Source organism: Sphingomonas sp. P3_C6 (assembly GCF_056402595.1).
Window position 1 is genome coordinate 193148 of the sequence record NZ_JBFUHB010000004.1, and the last position, 13219, is coordinate 206366.

Below are 13219 nucleotides of genomic sequence, written 5' to 3' on the forward strand. Positions count from 1 at the left end.
GAGCAATGACGCAGTACGTTTACCGCTTCGGCGGGGGTGTTTCCGATGGCGGCAAGGGCGACCGGAATTTGCTGGGCGGCAAGGGTGCGAACCTTGCCGAGATGGCCTCGATCGGCCTGCCGGTGCCGCCGGGCTTCACCATCTCGACCGAATTCTGCGCCGTCTATTATGACGAGGGTGGCCAGTTTCCCGAGGGCCTGCGCGCCGAAGTCGCCACCGGCATCGCCCATATCGAGGGCGTGACGGGGAAGAAGTTCGGTGATGCGGCCGATCCGCTGCTCGTCTCGGTCCGCTCGGGCGCCCGCGCGTCGATGCCGGGCATGATGGATACGGTGCTCAACCTCGGCCTCAACGACGAAACGGTGCAGGGGCTTGCCGAGACCTCGGGCGATGCGCGCTTCGCCTGGGACAGCTATCGCCGCTTCATTCAGATGTATTCGGATGTCGTGCTCGAACTGGATCATCACAGTTTCGAGGAAGCGCTTGAAATCGCGAAGGAAGACAAGGGCTATTTCCTCGACACCGACATGACGGCCGAGGATCTCCAGGCGCTGGTCGTCGAGTATAAGGCGCTGGTCGAAGCACAGTGGAGCAAGCCGTTCCCGCAGGACGTGCACGATCAGCTCTGGGGCGCGGTCGGCGCCGTGTTCGGATCGTGGCAGTCGGAACGCGCCAAGGTCTATCGCCGCCTGAACGATATCCCCGCCGCCTGGGGCACGGCGGTCAACGTCCAGGCGATGGTGTTCGGCAATATGGGCGAGACCTCGGCGACGGGCGTTGCCTTCACGCGCGATCCGGCCAAGGGCGACCGGGCCTATTATGGCGAGTTCCTGATCAATGCGCAGGGCGAGGACGTCGTCGCCGGCATCCGGACGCCGCAATATCTGACCAGGGCCGCCCGCGAAGCCGCCGGGGCGAAACCGGCCTCGATGGAAGAGGCGATGCCGGTGACCTTCACCGAGCTGGCGAAGGTGTTCGACCTGCTCGAGACTCATTATCGCGACATGCAGGACATCGAGTTCACGGTGCAGCAGGGCAAGCTCTGGATGCTCCAGACCCGATCGGGCAAGCGTACCGCCAAGGCGGCGCTGAAGATCGCGGTCGACATGGCCGAGGAAGGGTTGATCACGCGTGAAGAGGCCGTAGCCCGGGTCGATCCGGCCGCGCTCGACCAGTTGCTTCACCCGACGCTCGATCCCGCAGCGACACGCGACGTGATCGCCAAGGGCCTGCCGGCGAGCCCCGGCGCCGCCTCCGGCGCGGCGGTGTTCGACAGCGATACGGCGGAGAAGCGGTCAAATGCGGGTGACAGTGTCATCCTGATCCGTGTCGAAACCTCGCCTGAGGATATCCACGGCATGCATGCCGCCAGGGGCATCCTGACGGCGCGCGGCGGCATGACCAGCCATGCGGCGGTGGTCGCGCGCGGCATGGGTCGTCCCTGCGTCTCGGGCGCCGGATCGATCGCGATCGATTCCAAGGCAGGCGTGATGCGCGTGGGTGGCCGCGAAGTGCGCGAGGGTGATATCGTGACGATCGACGGCTCGACCGGCGAAGTGATGATGGGCGCCGTGCCCACCGTCCAGCCGGAACTGGCCGGCGATTTCGGCACGCTGATGGAGTGGGCCGATGGCGTGCGCCGGCTGAAGGTGCGCGCCAATGCCGAGACTCCGCTGGATGCCCAGGTCGCGCGCGATTTCGGGGCCGAGGGTATCGGCCTGTGTCGCACCGAGCACATGTTCTTCGACGCGGCCCGCATCACCGCGGTGCGCCAGATGATCCTGGCGGAGGATGAGAAGGGCAGGCGCGTCGCGCTCGACCGGCTGCTGCCCGAGCAGCGGGGCGATTTCGTCCAGTTGTTCCATGTGATGGCGGGACTGCCCGTCACCATCCGCCTGCTCGATCCGCCGCTGCATGAATTCCTGCCACATGAGGAGGCGGAGTTCGCCGAGGTGGCGAGCGCCGCCGGTGTTGCGGTCGAGGTGCTCAAGCGCCGCGCGGCCGAGTTGCACGAATTCAACCCGATGCTCGGCCATCGCGGGTGCCGCCTCGGCGTCACCTATCCCGAAATCTACGAGATGCAGGCGCGGGCGATCTTCGAGGCCGCGGTCGAGATCGCAGAGAAATCGGGCGCAGCGCCGATCCCCGAGGTGATGATCCCGCTGGTCGCGACGCGGCGCGAGCTCGAGCTGATGAAAGCCGTGGTCGACAAGGCCGCGGCTGCGGTGTTCGCTGAAAAAGGCAGGACTATCGAGTATCTCGTTGGAACCATGATCGAATTGCCGCGCGCCGCGCTCAAGGCCGGTGAGATTGCCGAGGTAGGCGCCTTCTTCTCGTTCGGCACCAATGACCTGACCCAGACGACGTTGGGCGTGAGCCGCGACGATGCGTCGCGTTTCTTGACGACCTATGTCGAGCGCGGAATCTATCCCAAGGATCCGTTCGTCAGCCTGGACATCGAGGGCGTCGGCGAGCTGATCGAGCTTGCGGCGGAGCGGGGCAGGGCGACTCGCCCCGACATCAAGCTCGGCATCTGCGGCGAGCATGGCGGGGATCCGGCGAGCATCGCGTTCTGCGAGAAGATCGGCCTCGATTATGTGAGTGCGTCTCCGTACCGCGTACCGATTGCGCGGCTCGCGGCGGCTCAGGCGGCGTTGGCGGCAAAGGGCTGACCTGCCCGTGCCCCGGACGTGTTCCGGGGCCATCGTCGGGCTTGGCTGTGGCGGTCGTCGCTCCCATAACCACGGTCGCGCCATTGGCGCGATGGCTGCCGGAACCGGCATGACCGTGGAGAGGGGGCGTCGATGAAACCCTGGGTGCGCTATTTGATGGGCGCCGTCGCAGGCGTGCTGCTCGGTGCCGGCGGCGCCGTGTGGAGCGTCCGTGCCGGCGCGCTCGGCTCCTCCGACAAGATCGGCGCCTGGACCACCGGCCGCGATTTCGGCACCGCGGAGGCGGGGGCCTATACCCGCGCGGTCGTCGCCCTGCGCGGCTTGCTGGCCCTGCCGGCGACCGAGGCGCGCTATTACAACGCCGCAGTCGATGATTCTGGCCGCCCGCTCGAGGGGCGCTGCACCTATGCCATCAATGGCGGCGGCCTTCCCGCGCGCTGGTGGAGCATGACGCTCTACGACCGCGCCGGGTATCTCGTGGCCAACAGGCCCGGCATCTATTCGGTCGGCAGTGCGGCACTTCCTTCGCCGGAACAGGCGCACTGGACCGTCATCGCCTCGCCCGACCGGCAGACGGGTCATTGGCTGCCGACCGGCGGGATCGACCGGTTCGAGCTGACCTTGCGCGCCTATCTTCCCGACGATGGCGGCAAGGGCAATTTCACCCAGGCGCAATTGCCGGGCATCGTGCGGGAGGCGTGCAAATGATCCGCCGCTGGCTTGGCCCGCTCATCATCGGAACGCTGCTCGGGGCCGGCGCGTGGCAGGCGGTGACGGTGATGATACCCGATGCGCTGATGCGCCTCGCGCTCGACCGTGTTTCAAAGGTCGGTGGCCCCAACCGCTTCACCCACGCCCCGCTTGCCACCGCCGAATCGCGCGCGATCGTCAGGCCGAGTCCCGACCTGGCCTATTCATCCTGTCCGTTCGACCTGTCGAAGGGGCCGCTGCTGATCGACGCGGTGCCGGTTCCGGCGCCCTATTGGTCGCTGTCGATCTTCGACACGCATACCGACGCGGTGCTGGTGCGCAACGCCATCAAGGCGGGTGACAAGCCGTTCCGGGTCGCCGTCCTCGCGGCGAGCCAGTCGGCGCCTGCCGGCTATGAGCCGGTCCGTGTCGACGGCACGCGCGGCATCGCGCTGATCCGTATCCTGATCGACGATCGGAGCAAGTTCGCCACGATCGACCGGGAACGGCGCTCGACGACCTGCCGCGCGGGTTAGAACCCGCCCTTGAAGGCGTCGGAGATCGAGCAGGCGGCCGGGCCGAGAATGACGATGAACAGCACCGGCAGGATGAACAGGATCAGCGGCACGGTCATGATCGCCGGCAGGCGGGCCGCCTTCTCCTCGGCGCGCATCATGCGTTCGTTGCGGAACTCCGCGGAAAGCACGCGCAGCGCCGATGCGAGCGGCGTGCCATATTTCTCGGTCTGCACCATCGTGGTGACGACACCCTTCAGCGCGTCGAGCTTCACCCGCATCGCAAGGTTCTCGAAGGCCTGGCGGCGCTCGGCGAGGAAGCCGAGCTCGATGGCGGTGAGGGTGAATTCGTCGCCCAGTTCGGGATAGGCGCGGCCGAGCTCGCGGGCGACGCGGCTGAAGGCGGCGTCGACGGTCAGGCCGGCCTCGGCGCAGATGACGAGGAGATCGAGCGCGTCGGGCAGGCCCTTGCGGACCGCGTTGGAGCGCTTGTCGATCTTGTTCTTCAGGAAGATATCGGGCGCCTTGTAGCTCAGGATGAAGCTCACCGCGACAATGCCGTAGCGCTTCAGCGGACTGTAGTCGGCAAACATGTCCGTGCCGTAGACGAGATAGAGCATCAGCCCGCCGAACACGATCGGCAGGACGAGGCGGCCGAAGATGACCGCGACGGCATATTCCTTGGACCGGATGCCGGCCTGCATCAGCTTGATCTGCGCCGCCTTGACCTGGCTATCCTGAAGCACCTTGAGGCTGGACAGGATCGATTTGATCCGGTCGGTCGTCTCGTTCTTGGTGACCAGCTTGGCACGGCGCTTGGTCGAGGCGGTGATGCCCGCCTTGAGCTGTTCGCGGCGGTCGTTCAGGGCCTTGACCCGCTTGGCCATGGGGTCGCGCGCGGTGGTCGCGGCATAGACCGCCAGCAGCACCGCGAACGCGGCGACGCCGGACAGCAGGGTCGCCACCCACATAACATCGACCCCAAGGATCGTCGGTCCAGCCGTCTCGCCCATGAAAACCCGTATCGCTCCCGCTCAGATTTCGAAGTTGATCATCTTGGCCATGATCGCGGCGCCGATCGCCATCCAGATCATGCCGCCACCACCGGCGACCATCAGCCGCTGGTCGATGAAGAATGTCTGCATATAGCTGCTGTTGATCATCCAGATCATGCCGAAGACGATGAAGGGCAGGGACCCGATGATATAGGCCGAGGCCTTGGATTCGGACGACATCGCCTTGATCTTCAGCTTCATCTGGCCGCGCATGCGCAGCACGTTCGCCAGGTTGGCGAGCGTCTCGGCCAGGTTGCCGCCGGTCTCGCGCTGGATCGCGATGGTGATGACGAAGAACTGGAATTCGGGCGTGCCGAGCCGGTCGGCGGTTTCCTGCAGCGCGACGTCCATCGTCCGGCCGATCTTCATCTTGTCGGTGATCGAGCGGAACTCGACGCCGACCGGACCTTGGACCTCCTGGCCGACCACGCCGATCGTCTCGGAAATCGGAAGACCGGAACGCAGGCCGCGCACGAGCAACTCGATCGCGTCGGGGAATTTCGCGGTGAACTGGGCGATCCGGCGCTTGATGAAGTAGCCGACCGCGAAATGCGGGATACCGGCGCCAAGCATGAGGCCGACGAGCAGCGACAGAGCGATCGGCATGCCCTTGAACCAGAGCAGCAGGGCAACGACGACGGTGATACCCATGGTCGCCATGCCGTACTGGCCGACGGTCCAGGTCTTGCCCGTCATCGCCAGCCGCTTCTTGAGCAGGGCCGGGCGAGGCAGGAACCTCATCACCGCGACGTCCATCTTCGTGGCGCGGTTCGCGGTGATGCGGCGCAGCTGCGCCTCGACCAGGGCGTTCGATGAGTCGCTGTGCCGCGCTCGCACCGCGCCAAGCCGGCGCGCGCGGGCGCGCTCGGGCGAGGGCCCGGCAAAGGCGAACGCCATCAGCACGAGCACGGCGGCCGCACCGGCGAACAGCATTATGTACGGCATCAGGTCCATTGCTGTATCAAGCGCCTCGTTTCGTTGACGGACGGTTTACGCCCGCGCATTTTTCGGCTGCGGTGCCGGCGGTCATTTCTTTGCCGAACGCTTCGGCATCATCGACTTGAGATCGGCGAACTTGCCCATCAGGGACGCGCCCTTGGCATCCGACTTCTTCTTGCGGTTCTCGTCGGGATCGGCGGCGTCGCCCACGCCCATCAGCTTCGTCGCCAGATCTATCATGGGCTGGACCGTCTTCGATCCCTTGCCGGCCTCGGCAAGCGGCTTGCCGAGCTTGGCCGCCTGGGCGCCCAGCTTCTGGTCGAAGGGGATGACGAAATCGATCCTGCGCTCGATCGAGCCCTCAAAGTCCTTGCGGCTGATCTCGAGCTGGCCGTTGACGTGCATCTTGTTGGCGACGACGAACACCTGGGTCTGCGGGGCGTTGGACTTGAGCCAGGACAGGATCCGGATCGAGTCGCGGGCGGCGGCCAGGGTCAGCTCGGTCACCACGACAGCGACCTGCACGTCGGTGATGAGATGCGGATGCTGGACCAGCATGTTGCGTGGCAGATCGACGACGGTGCACTCGAACGCGGCGCGCATCTCCTCCTGCAGCTGGTAGAAGGCAGCGCCGTCCGTCAGCACCGGCGAGTTGATCGGAGCCTCGGCGGAAAGCACCGACAGGGTCTCGCTTGCCTTGACCATCGCGCGTTCGATGAACAGCCCGTCGATGCGGCTGGGGTTCTCGATCGCGTCGGTAAGGCCGCGGCCCGGCTCGAGGTCGAGCGCCAGCGCGCCGGTTCCGAAATGCACGTCCAGGTCGAGCAGGGCGGTGCTGCGTGCGCCCTTCTCGCTGAGGATCCAGGCGACCGAGGTCGCAAGGGTCGATGCGCCGACGCCGCCGCGCGCGCCGATAAAGGCGGTGGAGCAATGCGGGCGCTCGTTGCTGGTGTCGACAAGCTTGGGCGCGTTGAGCACTGCCTGGGCGTGCGTGAACGCCTCGCGCAGCATGTCGGGGCTCAGCGGCTTGAGCAGATAGTCCTGGATGCCGCTCACCACGAGATCGCGGTACAGGCGCACATCATTGACCTGTCCTGCCGCGATCACGACGGTGCCGGGCTCGCAAACCTCTGCCAGCGCGTTGATGTCATTCAGCGGATCGCCGGATTCGGACAGGTCGACGAACAGGATCTGCGGGCTGGCGGAGACCGAGAGCGACTGAACCGCGTTGCGCAGGCCGCCCTTGTTCACCTTTTCCGGCACCCAGCCCATTTCGACCGCGACGGGGCGGACGATCTCCGCCGTGGTCTCGTCGCAGACAAAGGCTACGAAGGGTTCGCGGTGGCCGATGCGACCGCTGTTGAAGGGAGCGTTCATTTACTTGGACCCCGCGTCTTTCAGGCCGCCGTTGCCGGTCGGCGTGGCCTTGCGATACGTCCCGATCGCGCGGGTCGAGATGGCGGTATCGTTGGTCTCTGCACCGGGCTGGCCACGTACGAGATCCGCCGGGTTGGCGATCATCGCGGCCAGATTGGTGTTGACGGCGCAACCCAGGTTCGAGCTGGTGTTGCTTTCGAATTCGGGCTGGGCCGTTCGGCTGTAATCGGGGCAGCCGGGCACCGTCGCCTTCATGCGGCTGACGACGATACGCGCCGTGCCGGGCGCGACGGTGGCGCCGGTTACGGGTGCGTCGTCGGAAAGGAGCAGGCCATAGCGTGCGATCTGGCCCGAGACCTCGTCGCGAATGCCGCCACCATAAGGGTTGGGATCATCGATCGCGACCCGATCGCCATAGCCGAGGCGGAGCGACGCCATCCATCCGGCGAGGCGCTGCGCCTCACCCGGCGCCAGCGTGTTGCCGCTGGTGTTGACGTCGAACACATAGTCGCTCCGGCTGACCACCGGCTGGTGGACCGATTCAAGACCGCGGTTCGGCGTGCCGGCACAGGCGCCCAGGAACAGGGCCGGGGCGATGACGGTTGCGAGCAGGATCGTACGCGTGATCATAGGTCTGTCCCTCGATACTGCGGTCAGTTGATGTCGAAGCCGGGTGCGACGTTCGCGCCCTTTTTCGGCTTGGTCTTTGGTTCGCTCTTCGTGGCCACGTCTTCGCGGCGCGATTGCTGCGTGGGCACGGGGAGGACGGGGACGGGGGCTGCCGCGCCGAACGCGGGCTCGCCGCCGACCGGTGCGGCCATGCTCGGCTTGGGACGGTCGCCGCCATTGGTGCCGCCGCCAATCTGGCCGAGCAGGATACGATCGAGATCGGTCGGCGCCTTGTAGCCATCGGTCGGCAGCGCGATGTCGTTCGCGTTGACCGGCTTCACCAGATAAGGGGTGATGACGATCACGAGTTCGGTTTCGTTGCGCTGGAAGGCGTTGGAGCGGAACAGCGCGCCGAGGATCGGCACGTCGCCGGCGCCGGGGATCTTCTCGAACGAGTTGTTGTGATTGTTCTGCAACAGGCCGCCGATCATGAAGCTCTGGCCCGAGCCGAGTTCGACGGTCGTTTCGGCGCGGCGCGTGGTCAGGCCGGGCACCCGGGTGCTGCCGATCGTCACCGAATTGGAATAGTCGAGCTGCGATACTTCCGGGCGAACCCGAAGCGAGATGCGACCATCCGCCAGGACCGTGGGCGTATAGGCCAGGCTGACGCCATATTGCTTATACTCGACCGACACAGTGCCGAGGCCGCCCGAAATCGGGATCGGCACCTCGCCACCCGCGAGGAAGGTTCCGGTTTCGCCGGACAGCGCCGTCAGGTTCGGGTTGGCAAGCGTCGACACCTGGCCGATCGTCTCGCCGAGATCGATCGCGCTCAGCAGATCCATGCCGAACAGCTTGCCGGCAAGGCCGAGCGTGCTGAACTGTGGACCGTTCTGGAAGGTGAAGGACGTGCCGGTGCCCGGCGTCGTCGCCGTGGGCGGCACCCCGGGGGTGATCGTGCCGGCATCCCGGCCGGAGCCTATGCCGAACAGGAAGCCGCCGGTCCTGTCGAGGGACTTGAGATTGACCCCGACATTCTTGATGAAACTCCGGCTGACTTCTGCAAAGCGCACCTGCAGGTTTACCTGCAATGGCGTCGCAGTGCGAAGGCGATTGAACACGCCGATCTTCAGGGCCGCGCCGCCTGCCGAGACATCTACGCCCGGGTTGAGCAGCGATGCCACCAGCCGTTCGGCCTGAGCGCTGTCGTCGGGCGAAGCCACGGTGCCGGTCAGCACTGCGATCTGGCCGGTCGTCGCGACATGGATGTCGGCATCCGGCATCGCCAGCTTCAGCATGCGATCGATCGATGTGATGTTCTGGCTGACCCGGATGTTCGCCGAATAGATCACACCGCCGGCAGCGTTTGTGGCGAACATGGTCGCTTCGCCGAACTCCTTGCCGAAGAGATGAATCTGGCGCGGGTTGCTGATGTAGACATCGGCCGAGTTGGGGTTCGACACCCAAACATCGGCGACATCGGCCGGCAGCGTGATCAACTCACCTTCGCCGATCGACAGCAATATCTCGCGGGACGGGCGCTGCGACCCGACCGGAGGCTTGCCGACCCGGGCCGGGCGCGGCTTGGCGGCCGCGGGTTTCGACCTGGCACGGGCTGCACCGGCGGCTGCGGTCGCTGGCATGGTGGCGACCAGGGCCGCCACCGCCGTAACCGCGACCGAGCGGTGCAAGAATGTCTTGATGCGCATCCTACTTCTTCCCCCCGACCGGAACATCGGTCACAGAATTCCCTCGTGCGACGCGCACCACCGGACCGGCGGGGACGGCCACGCCGACAAACCCACCCGGCGCACCGTTCGGGTTGGGCGCGACTGATTCCGCCGCCTTGCCGGGCACGGTGCTGCGCTGGAAGCGCGATACGTCGGCGCCCGTGGCGAGCGTCGAGCTGCCCGCCTGAGGCTGGTTCGCCACCTGCAGCATCATCGCCTTTTCGGCCTTGGGATCGCTGCCTTCCGGCACCTTGATCTCGCCATTGGCGATCGCTTCCTCGAGTTCGCTGCTATTGTCGGCGATCGAGCGCAGCGACAGCGAAAGCGCGCCGAGCGTCTGGGCGACCGCGATCTTTTCGGCGATCTTCGGCGTTGCCTCGATCGTCACGTTGGAGAAGGTGTGGACGACGGTCTTGCCGTCTTCACCCACCTGATTGTCGGTACGCTGGTCGGTTGCCAGCACGCGCAGGTTGCGCATGACCGTCTCGGCGACCTTCAGTGGCGGGCCATCGCCGCCACCGGTCACCGTCTGGGTCAGGACCAGGTCGATCCGGTCGCCCGGGAAGACGAAGCCGGCGACGCCGGTCTGCACCGACACGGGAAAGGTGACGGCGCGCATGCCCGGGCCGAGTGCCGCCGCCAGGAAGCCGCGGTCGCCCGGCTTTACCAGGGCGCCCTGCGTGACAGGCTGGCCGGCGGTGATCGCGTTGCGGACGACAGTGCCCTGAAGCGATTTCAGGTCGGTGCTGGCCTTGATGAAATAGGCGTTGTCGACCAGCTCCTTGGGCCAGGGCTGGAACTTCAGCGCGGTGGCATCGAGGATCGTGCCCACCGGCAGTGCGCGCGTGGCGACCAGCACTTCCGGGCCATCGACTGGCGGCGCGACCGCGGTGACGGCGCCGGCCTGGGGCGCTGATCCGCCGACGAGCAGGCTTCGCGCCATGAACGCCGTGATCGCTGCCACGATCAGGGCACCAACCAGAAGAATGATCTTGCGACTATCCATGACGTTTCAGGCCTTTCGGGCGCGGGAGGATTGAACCCGCGTTAAGCATTCACAGGAAGTGGTTAAGAATCGGTTCGCGAAGAGTCAGAAGGGCGGCAATCGCGATCGCCACGCCGTACGGAATCTCCGGTTGTTCGCTTTTTTTGAGCAACTTGCTCTCGATCAGGAGCAGCAATGTCAGTGCGCCGCCGATCAGCGACATCACGACCAGCATCCAGACAAGCGCATTATAAGGGAGCCACAGGGCGAGCGCGCCGATCATCTTGACGTCGCCGCCGCCCATCCAGTTCATGTAGAACGCGCCGACGAACAGGGCGAAGACGATCGCGGCAACGCCGACCAGGATCGCGATGTCGGGCCAGACGGCCCAGCCGTTCGTCAACCACCACAAGGGGGCGATTGCAGCGATGGCGATGTTCTTCCAGTCGGCGATCTCGCGGGTGCGCGCATCCTGGATCCCCGCCGAGACAAGGAGCAGCGCCAGCGCGCCAAGTAGTAAAGCGTTCGGTAATCCCCCACTCATGGGCAATTTACCTAGACGACATGGCTTTCTAAAAAGTAACCAGCATCCCATGGTTTCCCCGCAGCTCTATCGTCGCGCGATTCCGGCCACCGCTCGGATTTCGCTCTGGACCGCGCCCGATGGCTGGAAGCTGCGCCGTTTCGACTGGCCCGCTGAAGGATCGCCGCGCGGCAGCATCCTGTTCCAGGGCGGCCGGGGCGACATTTTCGAGAAATATCTGGAAGCATTCGCGCACTGGCATGGTCAGGGCTGGTCGATCACCGCGGTCGACTGGCGCGGGCAGGGCGGGTCGGGGCGGTTATCGCCCGACCAGCATGTCGGGCATGTCGAGACCTTCGACACCTATATCGACGATTTCGCAGCGTTCTGGTCGACATGGTCGGTCGAGGCCGCAGAGCCCCAGGTGGCGATGGGCCATTCGATGGGCGGTCACCTCGTCCTGCGTGCGCTGACCGAGGGTGTGGCCCGACCGGCCGCAGCGGTGCTGATTGCCCCCATGCTGGGCCTGCACAGCCCGCTCGGCGCGGGAGTGGGGGAGCGGCTGGCCAAATTCCTCGGTGGGGTCGGCAATTCCGCGCGGCCTGCCTGGAAGGTCAACGAACGCCCGGCGACGACCGCGACGCGCCAGGCGCTGCTAACTCACGATCCCGCCCGCTATGAGGATGAGATCTACTGGCAATCGAGCAAGCCGGAACTGCTACTCGGCCCACCGAGCTGGAAATGGGTGATCAAGGCGTTCGAATCGACCCGCCGACTGCGCGACGATCCGCGTCTCAAGACGATGACGGTGCCCGTGCTGATGATCGTGGCGGAGGCGGACAAGCTGGTCAGTGCCAAGGCGGCGCTTCAGGTCGCGGCGAAGATGCCCGATGTGCGGGTGGTGCGTTTCGGGCAGGAATCGGCGCATGAGGTGCTGCGCGAGGTAGACAGCGTGCGCAACCGCGCGATCGGCGAGATCGACATCTTCCTCGCCGCGCGCGCGCAACGCTGAGGCAGCGGGCACGATCATGAAGCGATACGATGTGGCGATTGTCGGGGCCGGGATCGCAGGCGCCAGTCTGGCCGCCGCGGTCGCTCCCCATGCATCGGTGTTGCTGATCGAGGGAGAAAGCGCGCCAGGTTATCACGCCACCGGCCGGTCGGCCGCCTTCTGGTCGGAAAGCTATGGCGGCCCGGGGGTTCAGCCGCTGACCAGCGCATCCGGTCCGGTTCTTCAGGCTGGCGGCTTTCTGGCGCCGCTGGGTTCGCTCCATATCGGCCGCGCTTCGGATTCGGCGCTGATCGATGCATTCCTCGCCGAGTTCGATGGCACTCAGGTCGCGTTAGAGCGGGTCGATCCGGCGGCGATCGTGCCGGGCTTGCGCGACGAATGGACCCTTGGCGTGATGGAAGCGAGCAGCGCCTATATCGACGTCGCCGCACTCCATGCCGATAGTATCGCGCGGGCACGCCGCGCCGGTGCCGAGATGATCGTCAACGCGCCGCTGCGAGCCGCGGCGCGGCAAGGCGGACAATGGCGGATCGCAACCGTCGCCGGTGATTTCGCCGCGACCGTGCTTGTCGATGCGGCCGGCGCCTGGGCAGATCCCGTGGCGCGGCTCGCCGGCGCCGCGCCGGCCGGTATTCAACCCTATCGCCGCACCATGACCCAGTTGCGCACGGACCCTGCGGTGCCGCAGGGGCTGCCGCTCGTTTCCGACATATCCGGCAACTTCTATTTCAAGCCGGAGACGGGCGGGCGACTATGGCTCAGTCCGCATGACGAGACACCGGTCGATCCGTGTGACGTCCAGCCGGAAGAGATCGACATCGCCATTGCCATCGACCGGTTCCAGCATGTCGTCGACTGGAAGGTCGATGCGGTCGAGCGGCGCTGGGCAGGGCTCAGGAGCTTCGCGCCGGACAGGCTGCCGATCTACGGGTTCGACCCGCAGGTGCCGGGATTCTTCTGGTGCGCGGGGCAGGGCGGTTTCGGCATCCAGACCGCGCCTGCCGGGGCCGCGCTTGCCGCCGGGCTGCTGCTGGGCCGGGAACCCGATCCGATCGCCGCTGCGATCGATCCGGCGCCATATGCGCCCGGCCGATTCCGAACGCTGGCGTAAC

12 protein-coding genes are annotated in these 13219 nt (G+C 66.1%); 5 read left to right on the forward strand and 7 right to left on the reverse strand.

Annotation, left to right across the window (positions count from 1 at the left end; genetic code table 11):
• Nucleotides 1–5: 5 nt before the first annotated feature.
• From ppdK to AC1DT7_RS07275, 3 genes are all read left to right on the forward strand, one after another.
• A complete protein-coding gene (gene ppdK, locus AC1DT7_RS07265) occupies nt 6–2672 on the forward strand; it encodes a pyruvate, phosphate dikinase (protein ID WP_478035246.1) in 2667 nt (888 codons plus the stop codon).
• A 132-nt stretch (nt 2673–2804) separates the two neighbouring features.
• Complete coding sequence (locus AC1DT7_RS07270) at nt 2805–3380, forward strand: DUF1214 domain-containing protein (RefSeq protein WP_478035247.1); 576 nt, start codon at nt 2805–2807, stop codon at nt 3378–3380.
• On the forward strand, nt 3377–3898 hold the full coding sequence (locus tag AC1DT7_RS07275) for a DUF1254 domain-containing protein (protein ID WP_478035249.1): 522 nt from the start codon (nt 3377–3379) through the stop codon (nt 3896–3898). Before AC1DT7_RS07270 ends, AC1DT7_RS07275 begins: the two co-directional genes overlap by 4 nt.
• Here the strand turns inward: AC1DT7_RS07275 and AC1DT7_RS07280 are convergent.
• From AC1DT7_RS07280 to AC1DT7_RS07310, 7 genes are all read right to left on the reverse strand, one after another.
• On the reverse strand, nt 3895–4890 hold the full coding sequence (locus tag AC1DT7_RS07280) for a type II secretion system F family protein (RefSeq protein WP_478035250.1): 996 nt from the start codon (nt 4888–4890) through the stop codon (nt 3895–3897). The two genes, AC1DT7_RS07275 and AC1DT7_RS07280, sit on opposite strands and share 4 nt — an antisense overlap.
• A 21-nt stretch (nt 4891–4911) precedes the next feature.
• Nucleotides 4912–5886: a type II secretion system F family protein gene (locus AC1DT7_RS07285; RefSeq protein ID WP_478035252.1), complete on the reverse strand. Its 975-nt coding sequence runs from the start codon at nt 5884–5886 to the stop codon at nt 4912–4914.
• Nucleotides 5887–5958: 72 nt separating this feature from the next.
• On the reverse strand, nt 5959–7248 hold the full coding sequence (locus AC1DT7_RS07290) for a pilus assembly protein CpaE (protein ID WP_478035253.1): 1290 nt from the start codon (nt 7246–7248) through the stop codon (nt 5959–5961).
• Entirely contained in the window at nt 7249–7878 is a 630-nt protein-coding gene (locus AC1DT7_RS07295; protein WP_478035255.1) for a CpaD family pilus assembly protein, read from the reverse strand. It lies immediately after the preceding gene.
• Between the two features lie 23 nt (nt 7879–7901).
• Nucleotides 7902–9566: a type II and III secretion system protein family protein gene (locus AC1DT7_RS07300; protein WP_478035256.1), complete on the reverse strand. Its 1665-nt coding sequence runs from the start codon at nt 9564–9566 to the stop codon at nt 7902–7904.
• 1 nt (nt 9567) lies between these two features.
• A complete protein-coding gene (gene cpaB / locus AC1DT7_RS07305; protein WP_478035257.1) occupies nt 9568–10593 on the reverse strand; it encodes a Flp pilus assembly protein CpaB in 1026 nt (341 codons plus the stop codon).
• 49 nt (nt 10594–10642) lie between these two features.
• A complete protein-coding gene (locus tag AC1DT7_RS07310) occupies nt 10643–11116 on the reverse strand; it encodes an A24 family peptidase (protein ID WP_478035258.1) in 474 nt (157 codons plus the stop codon).
• Between the two features lie 49 nt (nt 11117–11165).
• Between AC1DT7_RS07310 and AC1DT7_RS07315 the strand changes: the two genes are divergently transcribed.
• Nucleotides 11166–12107 carry an alpha/beta fold hydrolase gene (locus AC1DT7_RS07315; protein ID WP_478035260.1) on the forward strand — a complete coding sequence of 314 codons (942 nt, stop codon included), beginning with the start codon at nt 11166–11168 and terminating at the stop codon, nt 12105–12107.
• A 16-nt stretch (nt 12108–12123) separates the two neighbouring features.
• Complete coding sequence (locus tag AC1DT7_RS07320; RefSeq protein ID WP_478035261.1) at nt 12124–13218, forward strand: NAD(P)/FAD-dependent oxidoreductase; 1095 nt, start codon at nt 12124–12126, stop codon at nt 13216–13218.
• Nucleotide 13219: the final 1 nt, after the last annotated feature.

Bases quoted from the DNA above. Each gene is read 5' to 3' on its own strand.
- cpaB (WP_478035257.1), bottom strand. From the start codon at position 10,593: ATGGATAGTCGCAAGATCATTCTTCTGGTTGGTGCCCTGATCGTGGCA.
- AC1DT7_RS07275 (WP_478035249.1), top strand. From the start codon at position 3,377: ATGATCCGCCGCTGGCTTGGCCCGCTCATCATCGGAACGCTGCTCGGG.
- AC1DT7_RS07280 (WP_478035250.1), bottom strand. From the start codon at position 4,890: ATGGGCGAGACGGCTGGACCGACGATCCTTGGGGTCGATGTTATGTGG.
- AC1DT7_RS07295 (WP_478035255.1), bottom strand. From the start codon at position 7,878: ATGATCACGCGTACGATCCTGCTCGCAACCGTCATCGCCCCGGCCCTG.
- AC1DT7_RS07320 (WP_478035261.1), top strand. From the start codon at position 12,124: ATGAAGCGATACGATGTGGCGATTGTCGGGGCCGGGATCGCAGGCGCC.
- AC1DT7_RS07310 (WP_478035258.1), bottom strand. From the start codon at position 11,116: ATGAGTGGGGGATTACCGAACGCTTTACTACTTGGCGCGCTGGCGCTG.
- AC1DT7_RS07315 (WP_478035260.1), top strand. From the start codon at position 11,166: ATGGTTTCCCCGCAGCTCTATCGTCGCGCGATTCCGGCCACCGCTCGG.
- ppdK (WP_478035246.1), top strand. From the start codon at position 6: ATGACGCAGTACGTTTACCGCTTCGGCGGGGGTGTTTCCGATGGCGGC.
- AC1DT7_RS07285 (WP_478035252.1), bottom strand. From the start codon at position 5,886: ATGGACCTGATGCCGTACATAATGCTGTTCGCCGGTGCGGCCGCCGTG.
- AC1DT7_RS07290 (WP_478035253.1), bottom strand. From the start codon at position 7,248: ATGAACGCTCCCTTCAACAGCGGTCGCATCGGCCACCGCGAACCCTTC.
- AC1DT7_RS07270 (WP_478035247.1), top strand. From the start codon at position 2,805: ATGAAACCCTGGGTGCGCTATTTGATGGGCGCCGTCGCAGGCGTGCTG.
- AC1DT7_RS07300 (WP_478035256.1), bottom strand. From the start codon at position 9,566: ATGCGCATCAAGACATTCTTGCACCGCTCGGTCGCGGTTACGGCGGTG.